This is a genomic window from Frigoribacterium endophyticum (genome assembly GCF_011759585.1).
Classification (GTDB): Bacteria; Actinomycetota; Actinomycetes; order Actinomycetales; family Microbacteriaceae; genus Frigoribacterium; species Frigoribacterium endophyticum.
The window spans coordinates 1,018,424-1,039,585 of record NZ_JAAOYV010000001.1; the positions used below are offsets into that span (position 1 = coordinate 1,018,424).

General features: G+C 73.2%; 18 protein-coding genes and 1 pseudogene. 15 read left to right on the forward strand and 4 right to left on the reverse strand.

All coding sequences use genetic code 11. The annotated features are described in order from the left end of the window. Nucleotides 1-174 precede the first annotated feature (174 nt). Nucleotides 175-837: a trimeric intracellular cation channel family protein gene (locus FHR77_RS04750; RefSeq protein ID WP_056054235.1), complete on the reverse strand. Its 663-nt coding sequence runs from the start codon at nucleotides 835-837 to the stop codon at nucleotides 175-177. Nucleotides 838-871: 34 nt separating this feature from the next. Between FHR77_RS04750 and recO the strand changes: the two are divergent. Then, nucleotides 872-1,591, forward strand: a pseudogene (gene recO / locus FHR77_RS04755) (DNA repair protein RecO); the annotation flags it as partial. A gap of 158 nt (nucleotides 1,592-1,749) precedes the next feature. Then, nucleotides 1,750-2,550 carry an isoprenyl transferase gene (locus tag FHR77_RS04760; RefSeq protein WP_167259036.1) on the forward strand — a complete coding sequence of 267 codons (801 nt, stop codon included), beginning with the start codon at nucleotides 1,750-1,752 and terminating at the stop codon, nucleotides 2,548-2,550. Between the two features lie 3 nt (nucleotides 2,551-2,553). On the opposite strand, the gene FHR77_RS04765 is transcribed toward FHR77_RS04760, so the two are convergent. Both FHR77_RS04765 and FHR77_RS04770 read right to left on the reverse strand, forming a co-directional pair. Then, complete coding sequence (locus FHR77_RS04765) at nucleotides 2,554-3,225, reverse strand: hypothetical protein (RefSeq protein WP_167259037.1); 672 nt, start codon at nucleotides 3,223-3,225, stop codon at nucleotides 2,554-2,556. Between the two features lie 59 nt (nucleotides 3,226-3,284). After that, on the reverse strand, nucleotides 3,285-4,274 hold the full coding sequence (locus FHR77_RS04770; RefSeq protein ID WP_167259038.1) for a LysR family transcriptional regulator: 990 nt from the start codon (nucleotides 4,272-4,274) through the stop codon (nucleotides 3,285-3,287). A gap of 81 nt (nucleotides 4,275-4,355) precedes the next feature. Here FHR77_RS04770 and FHR77_RS04775 point away from each other — a divergent pair, with 81 nt between their 5' ends. The 6 genes from FHR77_RS04775 (at nucleotide 4,356) to FHR77_RS04800 (ending at nucleotide 10,083) form a co-directional block, all read left to right on the forward strand. Continuing rightward, complete coding sequence (locus FHR77_RS04775) at nucleotides 4,356-5,444, forward strand: aminotransferase class V-fold PLP-dependent enzyme (protein WP_167259039.1); 1,089 nt, start codon at nucleotides 4,356-4,358, stop codon at nucleotides 5,442-5,444. Between the two features lie 160 nt (nucleotides 5,445-5,604). Continuing rightward, on the forward strand, nucleotides 5,605-6,990 hold the full coding sequence (locus FHR77_RS04780; protein ID WP_056054249.1) for a glycine--tRNA ligase: 1,386 nt from the start codon (nucleotides 5,605-5,607) through the stop codon (nucleotides 6,988-6,990). 367 nt (nucleotides 6,991-7,357) lie between these two features. After that, the gene (locus tag FHR77_RS04785; RefSeq protein ID WP_167259040.1) at nucleotides 7,358-7,582 is read left to right on the forward strand and encodes a hypothetical protein; all 225 of its coding nucleotides are present in this window, start codon (nucleotides 7,358-7,360) and stop codon (nucleotides 7,580-7,582) included. Nucleotides 7,583-8,252: 670 nt separating this feature from the next. Beyond that, a complete protein-coding gene (locus tag FHR77_RS04790; RefSeq protein ID WP_167259041.1) occupies nucleotides 8,253-9,203 on the forward strand; it encodes a hypothetical protein in 951 nt (316 codons plus the stop codon). A 2-nt stretch (nucleotides 9,204-9,205) separates the two neighbouring features. Continuing rightward, on the forward strand, nucleotides 9,206-9,922 hold the full coding sequence (locus FHR77_RS04795) for a DsbA family oxidoreductase (protein ID WP_341777220.1): 717 nt from the start codon (nucleotides 9,206-9,208) through the stop codon (nucleotides 9,920-9,922). Further along, nucleotides 9,919-10,083: a hypothetical protein gene (locus FHR77_RS04800; protein ID WP_167259043.1), complete on the forward strand. Its 165-nt coding sequence runs from the start codon at nucleotides 9,919-9,921 to the stop codon at nucleotides 10,081-10,083. Before FHR77_RS04795 ends, FHR77_RS04800 begins: the two co-directional genes overlap by 4 nt. A 75-nt stretch (nucleotides 10,084-10,158) precedes the next feature. Here FHR77_RS04800 and FHR77_RS04805 read toward each other — a convergent pair whose 3' ends face one another. Beyond that, the gene (locus tag FHR77_RS04805; RefSeq protein ID WP_167259044.1) at nucleotides 10,159-10,719 is read right to left on the reverse strand and encodes an aminoacyl-tRNA deacylase; all 561 of its coding nucleotides are present in this window, start codon (nucleotides 10,717-10,719) and stop codon (nucleotides 10,159-10,161) included. Nucleotides 10,720-10,734: 15 nt separating this feature from the next. Here FHR77_RS04805 and dusB point away from each other — a divergent pair, with 15 nt between their 5' ends. The 7 genes from dusB to FHR77_RS04840 all read left to right on the forward strand — a co-directional run bounded on the left by dusB (nucleotide 10,735) and on the right by FHR77_RS04840 (nucleotide 21,160). After that, the gene (gene dusB / locus FHR77_RS04810) at nucleotides 10,735-11,892 is read left to right on the forward strand and encodes a tRNA dihydrouridine synthase DusB (RefSeq protein ID WP_167259045.1); all 1,158 of its coding nucleotides are present in this window, start codon (nucleotides 10,735-10,737) and stop codon (nucleotides 11,890-11,892) included. A 119-nt stretch (nucleotides 11,893-12,011) separates the two neighbouring features. Beyond that, nucleotides 12,012-13,283: a deoxyguanosinetriphosphate triphosphohydrolase gene (locus FHR77_RS04815; RefSeq protein WP_167259046.1), complete on the forward strand. Its 1,272-nt coding sequence runs from the start codon at nucleotides 12,012-12,014 to the stop codon at nucleotides 13,281-13,283. Nucleotides 13,284-13,365: 82 nt separating this feature from the next. Then, the gene (dnaG, locus tag FHR77_RS04820) at nucleotides 13,366-15,273 is read left to right on the forward strand and encodes a DNA primase (RefSeq protein ID WP_167259047.1); all 1,908 of its coding nucleotides are present in this window, start codon (nucleotides 13,366-13,368) and stop codon (nucleotides 15,271-15,273) included. A 253-nt stretch (nucleotides 15,274-15,526) separates the two neighbouring features. Further along, nucleotides 15,527-17,158, forward strand: a complete 1,632-nt coding sequence (locus FHR77_RS04825) for an ABC transporter substrate-binding protein (protein WP_167259048.1) — start codon at nucleotides 15,527-15,529, stop codon at nucleotides 17,156-17,158. A gap of 135 nt (nucleotides 17,159-17,293) precedes the next feature. Further along, complete coding sequence (locus tag FHR77_RS04830; RefSeq protein WP_424955529.1) at nucleotides 17,294-18,391, forward strand: ABC transporter permease; 1,098 nt, start codon at nucleotides 17,294-17,296, stop codon at nucleotides 18,389-18,391. Between the two features lies 1 nt (nucleotide 18,392). Further along, on the forward strand, nucleotides 18,393-19,403 hold the full coding sequence (locus tag FHR77_RS04835; RefSeq protein WP_167259049.1) for an ABC transporter permease: 1,011 nt from the start codon (nucleotides 18,393-18,395) through the stop codon (nucleotides 19,401-19,403). Continuing rightward, the gene (locus FHR77_RS04840) at nucleotides 19,400-21,160 is read left to right on the forward strand and encodes a dipeptide ABC transporter ATP-binding protein (protein ID WP_167259050.1); all 1,761 of its coding nucleotides are present in this window, start codon (nucleotides 19,400-19,402) and stop codon (nucleotides 21,158-21,160) included. The genes FHR77_RS04835 and FHR77_RS04840 overlap by 4 nt, the downstream gene beginning before the upstream one ends. Nucleotides 21,161-21,162: the final 2 nt, after the last annotated feature.

The window sequence follows — 21,162 nt, forward strand, 5'->3', positions numbered from 1 at the left end:
CGCGCATCCCCCCGGTCGGCAACTCCTGCACACCGTCGTCTAGAGCGACGCCGGAGCCGCTGGCGCGCCACGGGGCAGGAGTTGCCGACCGGGCTGTCCCGGGGGCCCGGCGCGAGCGGGGGCCCGGCGCGAGCGGGGGCAGCGGCCCGCGACCGCGAGGAGGCGCGGGCCGGCTCAGCGGGGCCGGCGCCAGCGGGGCAGGCGGCTGAGCGAGCGCTGCTCGGGCAGCGTCCAGCCGAAGCGCACGGCCAGCAGCCGGATCACCAGCGTCACCGACGTGCCGATCACGGCGGCGGCCGCCGCGGGCACGCCGAGGGAGACGAGGCTGACGAGCACCACGGTGCCGCCCGCGGCCGCGACGGCGTAGAGCGACCCCACGTGCATCATCGCGATCGTGAGGTTCATGAGCACGTCGCGCAGCACCGAACCGCCCACGGCGGAGATCACCCCCACGAAGATCGCCGGGATCTCCGGCAGCCCGAGCGACAGCGCCTTCGTCGAGCCGATCGCGCCGAAGAGCCCGATCGTCAGGGCGTCGAGGGCCGTGATGACGCTGGCGAGCCGGTGGAAGAGGCGCTGCAGCGCCATGCCGACGAGCGCGGCGGCGACCGCGACCAGCAGGTACCAGTTGCTCGCCATCATGCGCGGCACCTGCCCGAGCAGGACGTCGCGGAGGATGCCGCCCCCGAGCCCGGTCGCGATGCCGATGATGGCCACGCCGAGCAGGTCGAGGCGGCGGTCCTTGAACTCGGAGGCGAACATCGCGCCCTGGAGGCTCCCCACGCCGACGGCCAGGAGATCAGCCCAGAGGGGGATGGCGAAGGCCGTGGCGTGCATCCGACGTTTGTACCACGCGTGGGATCATGGGTCGGTGCCCGTCTACCGTGATGAATGCGTCGTGCTGCGCACCCACAAGCTGGGTGAGGCCGACCGCATCGTCACCATGCTCAGCCGCCAGCACGGCAAGATCCGAGCCGTCGCCAAGGGCGTCCGTCGCACCGCGTCGAAGTTCGGGGCCCGCCTCGAGCCGATGATGGTCGCTGACCTCCAGCTCTACGAGGGCCGCTCGCTCGACATCGTGCAGCAGGCGGAGTCCCTCGGCTCGTACGGCGCCCTCATCGCGAGCGACTACGCCAGCTACACCGCCGGCAGCGTCATGGTCGAGACGGCCGACAAGCTGACGGAGGCGGAGGCCGGCCTCCAGCAGTACCTCCTGCTGGTGGGGGCGCTGCGGTCGCTCTCGCGGCACGAGCACGCGCCGCAGCTGACGCTCGACTCGTACCTCCTGCGGGCCCTCAGCGTCGCCGGGTGGTCGCCGAGCTTCGGGGACTGCGCCGTCACGGGTGCACCCGGGCCGCACTCGGCGTTCGTCGTCCAGCTGGGCGGGGTCGTCGCGGACTCGCACGCGCCTCCCGGGGCTCCTCGCCTGTCGCGCGAGGCGCTCGGCCTCCTCGCCGCGTTGCTGACCGGCGACTGGGCGACCGCGGAGGCGGCGAGCGAGGCGACGCGCAACCAGGCCAGCGGCGTCGTCGCGGCCTACACGCAGTGGCACCTCGAGCGTGGCCTCCGGTCGATGCAGCACCTCGACCGGGAGCCGGGGCGACCGCAGCTCTCGGCCGGCGTCCGCGCGACGGCGGCGGCCGAGGCGGCGGCACTCGCGGCGACCGTCGTGCCCGTGCCCGTGCCCGTGCCCGCGGTCGATCCGAGCACCCCGACCACCCCGACCCCGCACGCCCTCGGAGGGACCCCGTGAAGAAGACCCACCGCGACGCCGTCGACTTCCGCCCCCTCGACTGGACGGGCCTCTACCCGCCCGCGCTCCCCGCCGCGGCCGTGCCCGAGCACGTCGCCGTCGTGATGGACGGCAACGGCCGCTGGGCCAACGGCCGTGGCCTGACGAGGGTGGAGGGCCACAAGGCCGGCGAGGCGAGCCTGCTCGACGTCGTCGCGGGCGCGATCCAGCTGGGCGTCAAGCACCTGAGCGTCTACGCCTTCTCGACCGAGAACTGGAAGCGCTCGCCCGACGAGGTGCGCTTCCTCATGGGCTTCAACCGCGAGGTGCTGCACCGTCGCCGCGACCAGCTGAACGCGTGGGGGGTCCGGGTGCGCTGGGCGGGCCGGAAGCCGCGGCTGTGGGGCTCCGTCATCAAGGAGCTGCAGTTCGCCGAGCAGCTCACCCGCGACAACGACGTGCTGACCCTCACGATGTGCGTCAACTACGGCGGTCGCACCGAGATCGCCGACGCCGTCCGTGAGATCGCCGTGGGGGTCGCCGCCGGGCGCATCAAGCCGTCGGGGGTCAGCGAGAAGCTGATCCAGAAGCACCTCTACACGGCCGACCTGCCCGACGTCGACCTCTTCGTCCGCAGCTCGGGCGAGCAACGGACGAGCAACTTCCTGCTCTGGCAGTCCGCCTACGCCGAGATGGTCTTCCTCGACACGCTCTGGCCCGACTTCACCCGCGAGCACCTCTGGGGGGCCGTCACCACCTACGCCCGGCGGGCGCGCCGCTTCGGCGGGGCCGTCGACGCCCCCGGTGAGGGCGCCTGAGCCTCAGAACTGGACGTTGGCCCCGAGGAAGATGCGCTCGGCGGGCCAGAGGAACTGCAGCGTCAGCGGCCCGTCGGCCTGACGGTGGAACCAGGCGTTGCCGAACACGACCTGCTCGCCGGGCAGCAGGTACCACGACGTCGCGTCGGCGGGGAACTGCGTCGCCAGCTCCGTCGACCAGCCCTGGCTCGTGATGAGGTCCTGCCCGGCGAAGGTGTCCTGCTGGGCGAGGTCGTTGCCGTACGACGAGTAGTCGGCCGAGAGGTCGGTGAGGTCGAGGCGTCGCTGCGAGGCGTTCGACAGCACGTAGACGGTCGCCTCGACCGTCGTGCCGGCCGGGTAGGGGTCGGTGCCGTCCGGCCGCGCGAAGATCGACGGTTCGGTGGTCGTGAGCTCGCCGACGCCGTAGACGTAGATCGTGAGGTCCTTGTAGTTGACCTGGTTCAGCAGCGCGCCCCCGGGTACGAGGTCGTCCGCCGCCGACCCGCCGCCCGTGCCGGGCGCCCCCGTCACCTGGGGCTGCGGGACACCGGACGAGCCCTGCCCGGGGTCGGAGCCCGACGCCCCGGACGAGCCGTCGGCGGGGCGGAGCGTGTCGAGGTCGGCGTAGCACCCGGTCAGCCCCAGGAGGGCCGCGGAGAGCAGGGCGGCGGAGGCGAGGGTTCTTCTCGACACGGGGCAGGCACCTCTCGGACGGGCGGCCGCGCGGACGGCACGGCGGGCGGGTCGCCAGCCTAGCCGGGACCCCCGACGCCGACGCGGGAGGCGGGGGTCGGAGCGGCCTCGGGCCCCACGACGCCCCGGAGCCCGTGCGCCGCGGGATCGACCGCGTGCAGGGCCTCGGCCAGCAGTCGCACGCTCGGCACGCGTCGGGCCCCGCGTCGGTGGACCACGGAGATGACGCGGGCCATCCCGCGGGGCAGCGGCACGACCCGCACGCCGTCCGGCAGCGCCGCGGCCTGCAGCGAGAGCCCCGGCAGGAGGGCGACGCCGAGCCCCGACGCGACGAGCCCCAGCACCGCGAGGGCGTTGTCCGTCTCGAGCACGATCTCGGGCTCGAAGCCCGCCGACGCGCACGACGCGAGCAGGTGGCCCCGACAGCGTGGGCACCCGCCGATCCAGCGCTCCGCCGCGAGCGAGGCGAAGTCGTCTCCGGGCTGGAAGCCGTGCGCGCGGGGCACCACGAGCACGGTGTCGTCGACGAAGGCGGGGTGCTCCCGGAGGGAGTCGGGCAGCGGGGCCGGCGAGGGCGCGCCCGCCCCGGCGTGCCCGAAGACCACGGCCACGTCGGCGAGGCCGTCCCTGACCAGGGCCAGCGCCTCCGGCGGCTCGGCCTCGACGTAGTCCACCCGCAGCCCGGGGCGGCTCCGGTGCAGGGCGGAGAGGACCTCGGGGACGAGGGTCGAGGAGGCGCTCGGGAAGCCCGCGAGGCGCACCCGGCCGGACGTCGCCCCGCCCAGGTGGTCGAGCTCCTGCCGCGCGGCGTCGAGCGCGGCCTGCACGTGCACGGCGTGCTCGGCGAGACGGCGGCCGGCCTCGGTGAGGGCGACCCCGCGGCCCGACCGCAGGACGAGCGGGTGGCCGACCCGCGCCTCCGCGCGTCGTAGGTGCTGGCTGACGGCGGGCTGGCTGTAGCCCAGGCGGGCGGCCGCCGCCGTGATGGTGCCCGTCTCGGCCAGGGCCCGCACGACCCGGAGGGTCTGCAGGTCGACGTCGTCGCTCATGGCTCGACCATAACCCCGGGTTATGGATCTCGAGCGGAGCTGGCGGTTGTCGTGACGGGAGCGGGTCGTCACCCTGGAGGCATGACCGCACCCGCCCGCACCCTCCCGGCCCCTGCCGGCGCTCCGCTCTCCGTCGCGGACCTCGCGGGGGAGTTCGCCCGCGGCACCGGCTACCTCGCCGCCTGCACGATGGGGCTGCCGCTGGCCGCGACGCTGGAGGCGCAGCAGCGTGACCAGGAGGCCTGGCGGACGGGCCGCCGGTCGCCCGTCGACTACGGGGCGATCGTCGAGGAGTCGCGGGCCGCGTGGGCCCGGTCGGTCGGCGTCCCGACGTCGGCCGTCGCGATCGGCTCCCAGACGTCGGTGATGGTGTCGGTGGTCGCCGCGGCCGTCCCCGACGGCGCCGAGGTGCTCTGCGTCGACGGCGACTTCAGCTCGATGGTGTTCCCGTTCGTGGCGCAGGCGCACCGGGGCGTCACGGTGAGGAGCGTGCCGCTGGCCGAGTTGGCGGAGAGCGTGGGGGAGCGCACCGCCGTGGTGGCCTGGTCGGCGGTGCAGTCGGCCACGGGGGAGGTCGCCGACCACGCCGCGGTGGTGGCGTCCGCGGCCCGGCACGGCAGCCTCACCGTCTGCGACCTGACCCAGGCCGCCGGCGTGCTGCCGGTCGACGCCGCGACCGTCGACGTGACGGTCTGCCACGCCTACAAGTGGCTCTGCAGCCCGCGCGGCGCGGCCCTCGCGACGTTCTCGGCGCGGGCCCTCGCCGAGCTCCGGCCCGTCCAGGCCGGGTGGTACGCGGGGGAGTCCGTGTGGTCGTCCTGCTACGGGCCCGAGATGCACCTCGCGACGGACGCCCGGGCGTTCGACGTGTCGCCGGCCTGGCAGGCGTGGGCCGGCGCCCTGCCCGCCCTCGACGCCTTCTCCCGGCTCGACGTCGCGGAGGCCTGGGCCCACGCCAGCGGGCTCGGCGACGAGCTGTGCCGACGCCTCGGCATCGCCGAGCAGGGGCAGGCGATCGTCACCTGGCCCGACGCGGAGGCCCGCGACGTCGCGGCGATGACCGCGGCGGGCCTGACCGTCTCGGGCCGCGCGGGGCGTGCGCGCGTCGCCTTCCACCTCTGGAACGACGGCGACGACGTGGAGGCCGTCGTGCGGGCCCTCCGGCCCTGACGCCGGGCCTCCGGCCCTGACTCCGGCCCTGACGCCGGCCCTCCGGCCCTGACGCCGGCCCGGGGCCCCGGCCCTGGCGCGGCGACCTCGGCGGCTAGAGTTGCCGGGTACCTCGACCCACCGGGCACCCAGCTCGGCCTGACTCTCTGGAGCATCACACGTGGCAGCACCCAACCGTCTCGATTCCGTCATCGCCCTGGCCAAGCGCCGAGGGTTCGTCTTCCAGTCGGGAGAGATCTACGGCGGATCGCGGTCGGCGTGGGACTACGGCCCCCTCGGCGTGGCCCTGAAGGAGAACATCAAGCGCCAGTGGTGGCAGACCATGGTGCAGGGCCGCGACGACGTGGTCGGGCTCGACTCGGCGGTCATCCTGCCCCGTCAGGTGTGGGAGGCCTCGGGCCACGTCGAGGTCTTCAGCGACCCGCTGGTCGAGTCGCTGCACACCCACAAGCGCTACCGCGCCGACCACCTGCTCGAGGCGTACGAGGCCAAGCACGGCCACCCGCCGGAGAACGGCCTCGCCGACGTGCGCGACCCCGAGACCGGCCAGCCCGGCTCGTGGACGGAGCCGCAGAACTTCTCCGGCCTGCTGAAGACCTTCCTCGGCCCGGTCGACAACGAGCAGGGCATGGCGTACCTGCGACCCGAGACGGCCCAGGGCATCTTCACCAACTTCGACAACATCCTGCAGTCGTCGCGCATCAAGCCCCCGTTCGGCATCGGCCAGATCGGCAAGAGCTTCCGCAACGAGATCACGCCCGGCAACTTCATCTTCCGCACCCGCGAGTTCGAGCAGATGGAGATGGAGTTCTTCGTCGAGCCCGGCACCGACGAAGAGTGGCACCAGTACTGGATCGACCAGCGCTTCCAGTGGTACGTCGACCTCGGCATCGACCCCGACAACCTCCGCCTCTACGAGCACGCGGCCGAGAAGCTGTCGCACTACTCGAAGCGCACCGTCGACATCGAGTACCGCTTCCGCTTCGCGGGCGGCGAGTTCGGCGAGCTCGAGGGCGTCGCGAACCGCACCGACTACGACCTCAAGACGCACGCCGCCGCCTCCGGCAAGGACTTGTCGTACTTCGACCAGGCGAAGAACGAGCGCTGGACGCCCTACGTCATCGAGCCCGCGGCGGGCCTCACCCGCTCGCTGATGGCCTTCCTCGTCGACGCCTACACGGAGGACGAAGCGCCGAACGCGAAGGGCGGCGTCGACAAGCGCACCGTCCTGAAGCTCGACCGCCGCCTGGCGCCGATCAAGGTGGCCGTGCTGCCGCTGAGCCGCAACGAGCAGCTGTCGCCGCTCGCCCGGGGCCTGGCCGCCGACCTCCGCAAGTACTGGAACATCGACTTCGACGACGCCGGCGCGATCGGGCGTCGCTACCGCCGCCAGGACGAGATCGGCACGCCGTTCTGCGTCACGGTCGACTTCGACTCCCTCGACGACGACGCGGTCACGGTGCGCGAGCGCGACACGATGGCCCAGGAGCGCATGCCGCTCTCGGCCCTCCGCGGCTACCTGGCGGAGCAGCTGCTCGGCGCCTAGGCCTCCGGCACGCCGAGAGGGCCCCGACGGCGTGTGCTGTCGGGGCCCTCTCTCCGTCCCGATCTGCGCCTGTGCCGCGTCATGGCTTGGGGCGCGCCCTTGAGTCCGAGCCTGCGGCCTGCACGCGCGGTGTCGTCGCTCGCGACGGCACCGCAGTCCGTGCATGGCGCCGCCCTCGTCCCCGGCCCGCAGCGCGTCCTCCGCGCGTGGTCGGCAACTCCTGCTCGCTGTCACGCCGCGGCGGCCCAGCCCCTCCCCACGTGCAGCGTGCAGGACGAGCCGACCGCCGCGTCGCGCAACCGGCACCGGACCGTCGACGCCGGGCTGGAGGCGGCAGGGTCCGCCGCCGCGCCCCCGCCTCCGCCTGGTGGTGCTGGGCGCCGACCCCCGCCTCCGCCTGGTGGTGCTGGGCGCCGACCCGCGCCTCCGCCTGGTGGTGCTGGGCGCCGACCCGCGCCTCCGCCTGGTGGTGCTGGGCGCCGACCCGCGCCTCCGCCTGGTGGTGCTGGGCAGCGACCCCCGCCGCCCACCCTGGGCGTCTCCCCACCGCTCGCCGCCGGTGCCCCCGGGTGCTCGGGTGGGGAACTCCTGAACGGTGTCTCCGGCGCGCGCTCCGCGGCTCGGGCCGCGACAGCGGGCAGGAGTCGCCGACCGGTCCCTGGATGGTGGGGGCCTACGGGCGTGGCGGAGGGTGCTGCTCGCGTCGGCTCGGCCGCGGTCGGGAATTCCTGCTGGGTGTCGTCACGGCGCGCTCGGCGGCTCGGCCCACGACAGCGCGCAGGAGTTGCCGACCGGCCCCGGAGCGACGCGGGCTGAGGCGGTGCCGTGACCGGCTGTGCGACTGGCGTCGGCGCCGTCGGCAACTCCTGCCGGGTGTCGTCGGCGGGGGCGTCGAGGCGCGTCACGCCGCAGGGAGCAGGAGTTGCCGACGGAGGGCGGGTGAGCGGTGGGGTGGGGGAGAGCGGCAGAGCGGGAGAGCGGGAGAGCGAGACGGCGTGACGGCGAGAGGGGGAGGCGCGGGGAGCGCGTGCGGGGACGGGAGGCGCGGGGAGCGCGAGAGGGGGAGGCGCGGGCGCGCGTGCGGGGGAGGCGCGGGGCGCGCGTGCGGGGGAGGCGCGGGGCGCGCGTGAGGGACGGGAGGCGCGGTGCGGGAGGTGCGCCGGTGCGGGACGCGCCCTCCCCAGCGGCCGCCGGGTGAGTCCTGTCCACGGGAGGGCGGGCGGCGTCGGGGGCCTGCCCTCGCGGAGCACCAGGATCGGCCCATGACGACGATCCGAGAGCTGGTGCACGACGCCGGCGGACTGCTGCACAAGCGTGATCTGGTCGCGCACGGCGCGTCCGACCGACACCTCACCGCTGCCGTCCGCCACGGGGGAGTGCTGCGGCCCCGCAGGGGGTGGTACTCGACGTGGAGTCCGACCGATCCGCGCTTCGTCGCCGTCGGCGTCGGGGGCCGCCTCGCGGGGGCGTCCGCGCTGGCCCTGCAGGGAGCCTGGGCCTGGCGGCCACCCTCGCAGGTCGTCGTCTCCGTGCCCCGGACGGCGTCACGGCTCCGCCGCAGGCCGGGAACGAGGGTGGTGTGGGACGGCCCGGCCGTCTCGGGCCGCGGCACGTCCGCCGTCGTCCACGTGCACGACGCCCTGTCGCGAGCCGTCGTCGAGGCCGGCTCGTTCGAGGACGCCGTCGCCCTCGCCGACTGGGCCCGACGGGCCGCAGTGGTCGACCGGGTCGACGTCGAGCCCGTGCTCGGAGCCCATCAGCGCGACGCGGCGGGCCTGGCCGCCTGGAGCGACGAGGGTGCCCAGAGCATGATCGAGAGCGTCGCGGGCACGCGCCTCCGCCTCCGAGGTCGGCGGGTGGCTCGGCAGGTGGTCGTGGGCCCCCTGGGGGAGGCGGTCGACCTGACCGTCGACGGGCTCGTCGGTCTCGAGACGGACGGCCGAGAGCACCACGAGGGCCGGTTCGAACGCGACAGGTGGAAGGACGGCCTGACAGCCCGGGCCGGGTACCTGCCGCTCCGGGCGAGCTTCCTCGCCGTGCGCCACCGGTGGGCCGAGACGGAGGCCGCCGTCGACGCCATGATCAGCACCGCGGGCGGCCCTGCCCCCGGCGGACGGCCCGCGCCGGGGCTCCCGCGGCTCCTGGCTGCTCGGGGCGGGCGGTCCTGGAGGCTGTCCCGGGAATGCCGGGGGCGTGGCCGGACTTGGCTCTAGGCGTGACCGACTCGACCCCCGCCTCCACCGTTCCCTCCCCCCGCGACCCCGTCGTCGTCGACGTGTGGAGCGACATCGCCTGCCCGTGGTGCTTCATCGGCAAGCGCAAGTTCGAGGCCGCGGTCGAGAGGTTCGAGGGCGCCGTCACCGTCGAGTACCACTCGTTCGAGCTCTCGCCCGACACCCCGGTGGACTTCGAGGGCGACGAGATCGACTTCCTGTCGAAGCACAAGGGCATGCCGGCCGACCAGGTGCAGGGCATGCTCGACAACGTCGCCGGGATCGCCGCCGAGGTCGGGCTCGCCTACGACTTCGACGCCCTGAGGCACACCAACACCGTCAAGGCGCACCAGCTGCTGCACTTCGCGAAGGCCCGGGGGCGCCAGCTCGACATGAAGGAGCGCCTCCTCTCGGCCTACTTCGAGGAGGGGCGTCACGTCGGCCGGGTCGAGGACCTCGCCGACCTGGCCGCCGAGGTCGGGCTCGACCGCGACGAGGTCGTCGCGGCCCTGGAGTCGGACGCCCACCTCGCCGACGTCCGTGACGATCAGCGGCAGGCCCAGGCCTACGGCATCTCGGGGGTCCCCTTCTTCGTCCTCGAGGGCAAGTACGGCATCAGCGGCGCCCAGGCGCCGGAGACCTTCCTCGGGGCGCTGCAGCAGGTCGTCGCCGAGCGCAGCGCGGCTGCGGCGGCTCCCGCCGTCGGGGTCGACCGATGAGCGCCGCCTTCACGATGCTGGGCGACGCGGACGCGCTGGCCTGCGAGGGCGACTCGTGCCTCCTGCCGGCCGTCGTCGCCGACGTGCACGCGGCCACCGCGAGCGGCCAGGCACCCGCCCGAGCCGTCGTCGAGGCTCTCGACGAGGGCCGTCAGATCTGACGCGACGTCCGTCGTGCCCGACGACGACGGCGTCCTCCGCCGTCGTCGTCCTCCTCGCGACGGCGGGGATCGAGCTCAGTCGCTGATGTCCGCCACGGTCGCCGAGAGGCCCTCGACGAGCGCGTCGGCGTCGACGAGGGCGCTCCGGCCGTGGACCCCGGCCCCGAGGGCGACGCGCAGCCCGAGGATCCGCTCGTCGGCGAAGACCGGCCACGCGGTCGAGCTGCCCAGCGGGGTGATGGTGCCGCGTTCGTAGCCGGTGGCCGCGAAGGCCACCTCGGCCGAGGGCATCGACAGCTTGTTGACGCCCACCACGGATCGCAGCTTGCTCCACGAGATCTGTCGGTCTCCCGGCACGAGCGCGAAGAGGAACGACCCGTCGTGCCGCTTCACGACGAGGCTCTTGACCACGGACGAGGCGTCGAGGCCGAGGAGGGCCGCGGCCTGCTCCAGGCTCTCCGCGGCGGGCCGCTCGACCACCTCGACGGCGAGGCCCAGCTGATCGGCCGCGGCCGACACCCGGTCGGCTCCGGGACCAGCGGGGGAGCCCCCGTCGCCGCGTCCCTCCCCGACTCCACGCCCCTCCGACTCGTCCACACCCGCTGCCGACCCGACTGTCGCGCCCTCGTCGCTCATGGGAGAATCGTACAGATGTCCACCACCACCCTTCCTTCCCCCGGCCTCTCGATCGGACCGATCGACGTGGCCTCGCCCGTCGTCCTCGCCCCGATGGCCGGCATCACGAACACCGCCTACCGCCGCCTCTGCCGCGAGTACGGCGCCGGTCTCTACGTGAGCGAGATGATCACGAGCCGTGCGCTGGTCGAGCGCACCCCCGAGTCGATGCGGCTCATCCAGCACCACGAGAGCGAGACCCTCCGCAGCATCCAGCTCTACGGGGTCGAGCCCAACACCGTCGCCGAGGCGGTCACCATGCTCGTGGCGGAGGACCGCGCCGACCACATCGACCTCAACTTCGGCTGCCCGGTGGCGAAGGTGACGCGTCGGGGCGGGGGAGCAGCCCTCCCCTGGAAGCTCGGCCTGTTCCGCGAGATCGTCGAGCGGGCCGTGCGCGCCGCCGGTGACGTCCCGGTCACGGTGAAGATGCGGAAGGGCATCGACGCCGACCACCTGACCTACCTCGAGGCCGGCCGAGCGGCCGAGGGTGCCGGCGTCGCGAGCATCGCGCTCCACGCGCGCACCGCCTCCGAGTTCTACTCCGGCACGGCCGACTGGTCGGCCATCGCCACCCTGAAGGAGACCATCGGCAGCGTGCCCGTGCTGGGCAACGGCGACATCTGGTCGGCGGCGGACGCCCTGCGCATGGTCGACGAGACCGGCTGCGACGGCGTCGTCGTCGGCCGGGGGTGCCTCGGGCGTCCGTGGCTCTTCGGCGACCTCGCGGCCGCCTTCCGCGGCGAGGACGCCAAGGCCGAGCCCACGCTCGGCGAGGTGGCCGCCGCCTTCCGACGCCACGCCGAGCTGCTCGTCGAGTTCTACGACGGCGACGAGCCGCACGCGTGCCGCGACATCCGCAAGCACGTCGCCTGGTACTTCAAGGGGTACCCCGTCGGCGGCGAGACCCGCGCCAGCCTGGCGGCGGTGGAGTCCCTCCAGCAGATGGACGACCTGCTGTCGACGCTCGACGGCTCGCAGGAGTACCCCGGCGAGGCCGCCGAGGGCCCTCGCGGGCGCGCCGGCAGCCCGAAGCGACCGTCCCTGCCCGATCGCTGGCTCGAGAGCCGTGAGCTCGACGTCGCCTTCAAGGCCGAGCTGGCCGCCGCCGAGCTGCACCACAGCGGCGGCTGAGGCGTGTCGATCCGCATCGCCCCGCACCTGCCGGCCCGCACCCGCCCGGTCGTGCCTCCCCGCGACTCCGCCCGCTGCTCCGCCCGCCGTCCTGCCTGCCCCGAACCGAGAGGTGACCGGTGACCGCTGCGTCCCCGCACGCCGTGAGCGTCGCCTACGACCCCGCCGACTCCGAGCGGTGGCTGCCCGAGCAGCACTCGAACCGACGCAGCGACTTCGCCCGCGATCGCGCTCGGCTGCTGCACTCGAGCGCGCTCCGTCGCCTCGCGGCCAAGACGCAGGTGCTGAGCCCCACCGCGGGCCTCGACTTCGCGCGCAACCGGCTGACGCACTCGCTCGAGGTCGCGCAGGTCGGTCGTGAGCTCGCGACGAGCCTGGGCCTCGACCCCGACGTCGTCGACACGGCGTGCCTGGCCCACGACCTCGGGCACCCGCCCTTCGGGCACAACGGCGAGCGTGCCCTCAACGAGTGGTCGCGCGACATCGGCGGCTTCGAGGGCAACGCGCAGACCCTCCGCCTGCTCACGCGCATCGAGCCCAAGGTCATCGACGCGACCGGGCGCAGCTTCGGCCTCAACCTGACCCGTGCCAGCCTCGACGCGAGCTGCAAGTACCCGTGGCCGGCCGCGCAGGGCGTGCCCGACCCCGGCGGGCGCATGAAGTTCGGCTTCTACGACGACGACACGGCGGCGTTCCGGTGGCTGCGCGCCGGGGCCCCTCGTCGCCGTCGCTGCATCGAGGCCCAGGTGATGGACCTCTCCGACGACATCGCCTACTCCGTGCACGACTTCGAGGACGCCGTGGTGAACGGCTACGTCGACGTCTCGAGCCTCGGCTCGCTCGACGGCCACGACGCCCTCGTGACGGCCATGCACGCGTGGGTCGGCGGCGAGCTCAGCCGTGACGAGCTGGTGGAGGCGTTCGAGCGGCTGCGCCGCCAGCCCTTCTGGCTGCGGTCGTACGACGGCGGCCGGCTCGACCAGGCCCGGCTGAAGAACCTCACCAGCCAGCTCATCGGCCGCTTCGCGGGCTCGGCCACGCAGTCGACCCGGGAGTCGTACGCGGAGGAGTCGCTCATCCGGTTCCGCGCGAGCATGGTCATCTCGCCCGACGTCATCGGCGAGATCGCCGTGCTCAAGGGGATCACCGCCGCGTTCGTGATGACCCAGGGCGCACGCCAGCCGATCTACGAGCGCCAGCGCGAAGTGCTGACCACCCTCGCCGAGTCCCTCTGGCAGCGGGGCGACTCCGAGCTCGACGCGGGCTTCGCGGCCGACTGGGCCAGCGCCTCCGACGACGCCGCCCGCCGCCGCGTGGTCGTCGACCAGGTCGCGTCGCTGACCGACCAGAGCGCCATGGCCTGGCACGACCGTCTCGTCGGCTCTCGGTGACGCGCCCGAGCGACACCGCCTCCGAGCACACCAGCCTCCGGGGCACAGCCCCCGTGTCGGAGCCCCGACCTAGGATCGATCCGTGGCAGGGCTGATCAAGCGGGACGACATCGACGAGGTGCGCTCGCGCACCAACATCGCCGACGTCGTCGGCGACCACGTCACGCTCAAGGGCGCGGGCGTCGGCAGCCTCAAGGGCCTCTGCCCGTTCCACGACGAGCGCAGCCCGAGCTTCCACGTGCGGCCGCAGGTCGGCCGGTACCACTGCTTCGGCTGCGGCGAGGACGGCGACGTCTACAGCTTCGTCATGAAGATGGACCACACCACCTTCCAGGAGGCGGTGGAGCGTCTCGCGGGCCGCATCGGCTTCGCCCTGCACTACGAGGACGGTGGCCAGGCGAGCGACCACGGCAACCGGGCGCGCCTCCTGGCGGCGAACGAGGCGGCTCGCGAGTTCTTCGTCGAGCACCTCACGGCGGCCGACGCCGACCCGGCCCGGCGCTTCCTCGGCGAGAGGGGCTTCGACCCGGCGGCCGCCGAGCGCTTCGGGGTCGGCTTCGCGCCGAAGTCGTTCGACGCCCTCCGCTCGCACCTCAAGGGCCTGCGCTTCACCGACGAGGAGCTCGTGACGGCGGGCCTGCTCAGCCAGGGCGACCGCAGCCCCTACGACAGGTTCCGGGGCCGGCTGCTGTGGCCGATCCGCGACGTCACGGGCTCGACGATCGGCTTCGGCGCGCGCCGCCTGCTCGACGACGACAAGGGCCCGAAGTACCTCAACACGCCCGAGACGCCCGTCTACCACAAGTCGCAGGTGCTCTACGGGCTCGACCTCGCCCGACGCGACATCGCCAAGGGCAAGCAGGTCGTCATCGTCGAGGGCTACACGGACGTCATGGCGTGCCACCTCGCGGGCGTCACCACCGCCGTCGCCACCTGCGGCACGTCGTTCGGCGTCGACCACATCAAGCTGCTGCGCCCGATGCTCGGCGACGTCGGCGGGGCGGACACGTCGACGGCCGGTGAGGTCGTCTTCACCTTCGACCCCGACGAGGCCGGTCAGCGGGCCGCCTCCCGCGCCTTCGCCGAGGAGAGCCGCTTCTCGGCGCAGACCTTCGTGGCCGTCGCGCCCGACGGGCTCGACCCGTGCGACCTGCGGCTCAACCGCGGCGACGACGCGGTCCGGCGCCTCGTCGACACGAAGCGGCCGATGTTCGAGTTCATGATCCGCCGGGTGCTCGACGCCCACGACCTGGAGACGGTGGAGGGGCGGGTCGCCGCCCTGCGCGCCGCGGCTCCCGTCGTGGCCGGCATCCGCGACCGGTCGATGACCCAGGGCTACGTCCGCTCGCTCGCGGGCTGGCTGGGGCTCGACCCGGGGGAGGTCGCGACCAGCGTCGAGGAGGCGCGCCGCGCCTCCGGTGCCGTGGCCGCCCTCGAGCGGGCCCAGCCGAAGAGCGTCTCCGACGGGCGTCAGTCCATCACCAGCCTGCCGCCGCTGCCCGAGGAGCCTGCGGGCCCCAGCCTGATGACGCTGCCCGGCGACCTGACCACCCGTCTCGAGCGGGACGCGCTGATGGCGATCCTGCAGCAGCCGGCCGCCGTCGGCCTCGAGCTGATCCAGCGCGCGACGCGGGCGACGCTCGCGACCGCGTCGTTCGACGTGGTCAAGGACGCCGTCGCGGTCAGCCTCGACAGCTTCGGCGACCCGCGGTGGCTCGACGTGGTGCTCGACCAGACCCCCGAGTACTACGCGGGCCTCGCCAAGGAGCTCGCCGTCGCGCCGCTGCCGGAGCGCGAGGGCCGGGAGATCACCACCTACTGCCGCGGCATCGTCTCCTCGCTGGTCGAGCGCGACCTCCTGCGGCAGAAGGCGGACCTGATGGGGCAGTTCCAGCGCACCGACGTCAAGGCCGAGCCCGAGCGACACCGTGAGCTCCAACGTCGGCTCGTCGAGGTCGAGGCGGAGCGGCGCGCCGTCCGCGCCGAGTAGCGACCGCCCGCGACGGCGGGGGTCCGCGACCGCGACGGGCCCCGACAGCGACGACACCTGCCTGGAAGCGCATACACGAGCTGCTGCGACGACCAGACCACGTGGCAAGGTTCGTTGCCGTCTTGTTAACGATCCGGCCTGGGCTACGACCCGAGGCCGGGCGTGTGTTACCAATGAGCACTCCCAGAAACGGCCGCACCTCACAGCAGCGGTGTCGGGAGCCCCTCGTACCCAGAGAAAGAGGCAACCGGATATGACAACGTCCGACATCAGGCTCGGCCGTCGCGTCCTCGCGATCACCGGTGGCGTCGCCGCCACCGCCCTCGTCCTCGCCGGCTGCGCGTCCGGAGGCGGCGACGCCGCCGACGACGCGCTGAACGGCATCAGCGTCGGCACCACCGACGTCATCACCTCGCTCGACCCGGCCGGTTCGTACGACAACGGCTCGTTCGCCGTGCAGAACCAGGTCTTCGGCTTCCTGATGAACTCGCCGTACGGCAGCCCCGACGTCGAGCCCGACCTCGCGGCCTCCGCCGAGTTCACCGACCCGACGACCTACACGGTCACCCTCAAGGACGGCCTGACCTTCGCGAACGGCAACGCGCTCACCTCGAGCGACGTCAAGTTCACGTTCGACCGCCAGCTCGCCATCGCCGACGACAACGGCCCCTCGTCGCTCCTCGCGAACCTCGACAGCACCGACGCGCCCGACGACACGACCGTCGTCTTCCACCTCAAGGGCGCCGACCAGACCTGGCCGCAGATCCTCTCGAGCCCCGCCGGCCCCATCGTCGACGAGGACGTCTTCTCGGCCACGAGCCTGACCGCGCCGGCCGACATCGTCTCGGGCGACGCCTTCTCGGGCCAGTACTCGATCACCGACTACAAGGAGAACGAGGCGATCCAGTACGAGGCCAACGACTCGTACGACGGCGTCCTCGGCGCTCCGAAGGCCTCCTCGATCACGGCCACGTACTACACCAAGGAGACCGACCTCAAGCTCGCCGTGCAGGAGGGCGACGTCGACGTCGCCAACCGCAGCCTCAGCCCGACCGACCTCGCCGACCTGGCGAAGGACGACTCGCTGACGGTGCACAACGGCCCCGGCGGCGAGATCCGCTACATGGTCTTCAACCTGAACACCCAGCCCTTCGGCGCCACGCAGCCCGACGCCGACCCGGCCAAGGCCCTGGCCGTGCGCCAGGCCGTCGCCGACAGCGTCGACCGCGCGGCCCTCGCGAAGGACGTCTACAACGACACCTACACGCCCCTCTACTCGGTCGTCCCCGACGGTCTGACCGGCGCCACCGAGCCCCTCAAGGAGCTCTACGGCGACGGCGACGGCGGAGCCGACGTGGCGAAGGCCACCGAGGCCCTCTCGGCCGCCGGCGTCTCGACGCCCGTGTCGATCGACCTGCAGTACAGCCCCGACCACTACGGCGCCTCGAGCGACGAGGAGTACGCGCTGATCAAGACGCAGCTCGAGGCCACCGGCCTCTTCACCGTCAACCTGCAGTCGACCCTCTGGGACACCTACTCGAGCGAGCGCCGCGAGGACGCCTACCCCGTGTACCAGCTGGGCTGGTTCCCCGACTTCTCGGACGCCGACAACTACCTGTCGCCGTTCTTCGTGAAGGACAACTTCGTCGGCAACCACTACGACGACGCCGAGGTGCAGGGCCTGCTCACGCAGGAGATCGCCGAGTCCGATGAGACCGCCCGCACGGCGCTCATCGGCCAGATCCAGGACGCGGTCGCCGCCGACCTGCCGACCCTGCCGCTGCTCCAGGGCACGCAGGTCGTCGTCTCGGCCTCCGACATCCAGGGAGTCGACGACACGCTCGACGCGTCGTTCAAGTTCCGCTACGGCGCCCTGAGCCGCTGACGGCCGCACCGCTGACCCGCCACGAGCGGGTCGGCACCGACCGAGACACCGCGTGACGCGGAGGGGGTGTCCCGCCCACGGGCGGGACGCCCCCTTCCCGCGTCCGCTCCGCACCACCACGAAAGGCACAGTGACGTGACAGTGCTCACCGGGAGCGCCACAGCTCCCGCGACGCCCCCGACGACCACCGAGAAGAGGCGGAAGTCCTCCGGCGGCGGCCTCGGCCGCTACCTCGTGGTCAGGGCCCTCCTGATCATCCCGACCGTCTTCATCCTGGTCACCCTGGTCTTCTTCCTGATGCGGGTCGTCGGGAACCCGATCACCGCCTCCGTCGGGGGCCGCCTCACCGAGGCGCAGCTGCAGGAGCGCCTGCACGCCGCGGGCTACGACCGGCCGATCATCGTCCAGTACCTCGAGTACCTGGGCCAGATCGTCCGCCTCGACTTCGGCACGACCGCGACCGACAACCGCCAGATCAGCGAGGTCATCGTCACGTACGGCGCGGCCACGGTCGAGCTCGTCTTCTACGCCCTGATCGTCGCGCTGGTGATCGGCATCCCGCTCGGCATGCTCGCCGCCTACGTGCGCGACCGCTGGCCGGACGCCGTGCTGCGCATCCTCGCGATCCTCGCCTACGCGACCCCCGTCTTCTTCGCGGGCCTGCTGCTCAAGCTCGTCTTCTCGGTCTGGCTGGGCTGGCTGCCGCTCAGTGGCCGCGCCGACACGAGGGTGGGCATCGCCCTGGGGCGCATCGACAACCCCACCGGCGTCTACATCATCGACGCCCTGCGCATCGGCAACGCGACCATCACGACCAACGTGCTGAGCCACGCCGTGCTGCCCGCCCTGACCCTCGGCCTCCTCACGGCCGGCATCTTCCTGCGCCTGGTGCGCACGAACGTCATCGGCACCCTCGGCTCCGAGTACGTCGACGCCGCCCGCTCGCGCGGGGTCTCGGAGTTCCGCCTCGTCCGCAAGCACGCGCTGAAGCCCGCGCTCATCCCGATCATCACCGTCATGGGCCTGCAGATCGCCATGCTGCTCGGCGGCTCGGTGCTGACCGAGACGACCTTCGGCTGGCGCGGCCTCGGCTTCGAGCTGCAGCAGTACCTGTCGGCGCGCGACTTCGTCGCCGTGCAGGGCATCGTGGCCGTGCTGGCGGTGATCGTCGCCGTCACCAACTTCGTCGTCGACGTGATCGCGGCTCTCATCGACCCGCGAGTGAGGTACTGACATGTCCACCGTCCCCACCGCCGTCCTCGCCGACCGCCGCGAGCCGCTCTGGAAGCGCCTCCCGGTCGTCTCGCACCTCCGGCGCTCGGTCGGGCTCCAGCGCGGCATGCTCGTCGCCGGCCTCGTGCTCTGCGTCGTCTTCATCGTCCTGGCCCTCTTCGCGCCGCTCATCGCGCCCTACGGCTTCGGCCAGCTGAGCGACGCCGACGGCAACTTCGCCCGTCAGGCCGCCCCCTCCGCCATGCACCTCTGGGGCACGACGGTGGGCGGCTACGACGTCTTCAGCCGGGTCGTCTGGGGCACCCGCACGGCGATCGCCGTGATCGTCGTCGCCGTGGTCCTCTCGATCTCGATCGGCGTCGTGCTCGGCCTCGTCTCGGGCTACCTCGGAGGCTGGCTCGACCGCGTGCTCGTGGTCGTCGCCGACGCCGTCTACGCCTTCCCGTCGCTGCTGCTCGCGATCGTCATCTCGATCGTCATCAGCGGGGGGCAGTCGAGCCTGTGGGGCGGCATCCTCTCCGCCGGCATCTCGATCACGGTGGTCTACGTGCCGCAGTACTTCCGCGTGGTCCGCGCCGAGGCCGTCCGCCTCAAGGCCGAGGCCTTCGTCGAGTCGGCGAAGGTCGTCGGCAGCAGCACCCCGCGCATCATGTTCCGGCACGTGCTGCGGAACGCCACGCGGAGCCTGCCGCTCATCCTCACCCTGAACGCCTCCGAGGCGATCCTCACCCTGGCAGCGCTCGGGTTCCTCGGCTTCGGCATCGGCCCGACCTCGGCCGCCGAGTGGGGCTACGACCTCAACCGGGCGCTCAGCGACACGGCGAGCGGCATCTGGTGGACGGGCGTGTTCCCGGGCTCGGCGATCGTGCTGATGGTGCTCGGCATCACCCTCGTGGGCGAGAGCCTCAACGACCTGGCCGACCCGCGCCTCCGGACGCGTCGTCGCGCGGGGCGCAAGAAGACGACGGCCGCGGCGCAGGCACCGGCCGAGACGACGGAGGTCCCCGCATGAGCGACGACACCAGCACCACGGCCGGCGGCACGACGAGCGCGGGAGGCGCGGTGGCGGTCCGCCACGCCGCGCACGACCTGCCCCGCGACCAGCGCGACGTCGCGGTCGGCATCACCGACCTGCGCGTCACGTTCGCCACCGACGGCGGCGACGTGCCGGCCGTCCAGGGCGTGACGCTCGACGTGCGCGCCGGCGAGGTCCTCGCGATCGTGGGGGAGTCGGGGAGCGGCAAGTCCGTGACGGCCAAGACGATCCTGGGGCTGCTGCCCGAGACCGCAACCGCGAGCGGCGCCGTGGTGCTGAGCGGGAGCGACGTGCTCTCGGTCGGCGCCGGCAAGGTGCGCGAGCTGCGCGGCACCGAGGTCGCCATGGTCTTCCAGGAGCCCTCGACCGCCCTTAACCCCGTCTACACGGTGGGCTGGCAGATCGCCGAGGGCATCCGGGCCCACGGCAAGGTCAGCCGGAAGGACGCGAAGGCCCGCGCCGTCGACATCCTGCGTCGCGTGGGCATCCCCGACCCGGAGACTCGGGTCGACCACTACCCCCACCAGTTCTCGGGCGGGCAGAAGCAGCGCGTCGTCATCGCGATGGCGCTCGTGCTCAACCCGTCGGTCATCGTCGCCGACGAGCCGACCACCGCCCTCGACGTGACGGTGCAGGCCGAGATCCTCGACCTGCTGCGCGACCTGCGTGACGAGTTCGGCACGGCCATCGTGCTCATCACCCACAACATGGGCGTCGTCGCCGACCTGGCCGACCGCGTCGCCGTGATGTACCTCGGCCGCGTCGTCGAGCAGGCGTCCGCCGCGGACCTCTTCGCCGCGCCTCAGGACGACTACACGAAGCGCCTGCTGGCCTCCGTGCCCAAGCTGGAGGCGCGGGGCGCGCAGGTGCAGGCGGCGGAGGCCGACCGCGAGGTCGTCGTGCGCGCCACGGGGCTCGAGATCGAGTACCCGGGCCGCTTCGGCCGCAGCGGCTTCCGTGCCGTCAAGGGCGTCGACTTCTCCATCGCGAAGGGCGAGGTGCTGGGCCTCGTCGGCGAGAGCGGCTCAGGCAAGACGACCATCGGCCGGGCCATCGCCGGGCTGACCAAGGTCACCGGCGGGTCGCTCGAGGTGCTCGGCGTCGAGATGAACGGCGTGCACGAACGGGACTTCAAGCCCCGCCGCGCCGACATCGGCTTCGTCTTCCAGGACCCGGCCTCCAGCTTCAACCCCCTGCTGACGATCGCCGAGTGCGTCGCCGAGCCCCTGGTGGTGCACGGCCGTGCCCCGCACGCCCGTGCGGCGCGGAAGCGGGTCGACGAGCTGCTCGAGGCCGTGCAGCTGCCCCGGGCGTTCGGCGACCGGTACCCGCACGAGCTCAGCGGCGGCCAGCGTCAGCGTGCGAGCCTGGCCCGGTCGCTGGCCCTCGAGCCGACCCTGCTGATCGCCGACGAGCCGACCAGCGCGCTCGACGTGTCGGTCCAGGCGCGGGTGCTCGAGCTGTTCCGCGAGCTGCAGTCCGACCTCGGGTTCGCCGCCCTGTTCATCAGCCACGACCTCGCCGTCGTCAACATGCTCGCCGACCGCATCGGCGTGCTGTACCACGGCGACATGGTCGAGATGGGGCCGAACGACCAGGTGCTCGGCGCCCCCGAGCACCTGTACACGCAGCGGCTGCTGGCGTCGCTGCCCGTGCCCGACCCGGCCGAGCAGGCGGCCAGACGGCAGCACCTCGCCGAGCTCGACCGCGTGGCGGCCGAGGGCGCGGCCTGACC

Excerpts from the sequence above, each read along its gene's own strand:
- FHR77_RS04750 (WP_056054235.1), bottom strand. The coding sequence starts at position 837 with ATGCACGCCACGGCCTTCGCCATCCCCCTCTGGGCTGATCTCCTGGCC.
- FHR77_RS04770 (WP_167259038.1), bottom strand. The coding sequence starts at position 4,274 with ATGAGCGACGACGTCGACCTGCAGACCCTCCGGGTCGTGCGGGCCCTG.
- FHR77_RS04775 (WP_167259039.1), top strand. The coding sequence starts at position 4,356 with ATGACCGCACCCGCCCGCACCCTCCCGGCCCCTGCCGGCGCTCCGCTC.
- FHR77_RS04790 (WP_167259041.1), top strand. The coding sequence starts at position 8,253 with ATGACGACGATCCGAGAGCTGGTGCACGACGCCGGCGGACTGCTGCAC.
- FHR77_RS04800 (WP_167259043.1), top strand. The coding sequence starts at position 9,919 with ATGAGCGCCGCCTTCACGATGCTGGGCGACGCGGACGCGCTGGCCTGC.
- FHR77_RS04805 (WP_167259044.1), bottom strand. The coding sequence starts at position 10,719 with ATGAGCGACGAGGGCGCGACAGTCGGGTCGGCAGCGGGTGTGGACGAG.
- dusB (WP_167259045.1), top strand. The coding sequence starts at position 10,735 with ATGTCCACCACCACCCTTCCTTCCCCCGGCCTCTCGATCGGACCGATC.
- FHR77_RS04825 (WP_167259048.1), top strand. The coding sequence starts at position 15,527 with ATGACAACGTCCGACATCAGGCTCGGCCGTCGCGTCCTCGCGATCACC.
- FHR77_RS04835 (WP_167259049.1), top strand. The coding sequence starts at position 18,393 with ATGTCCACCGTCCCCACCGCCGTCCTCGCCGACCGCCGCGAGCCGCTC.
- FHR77_RS04840 (WP_167259050.1), top strand. The coding sequence starts at position 19,400 with ATGAGCGACGACACCAGCACCACGGCCGGCGGCACGACGAGCGCGGGA.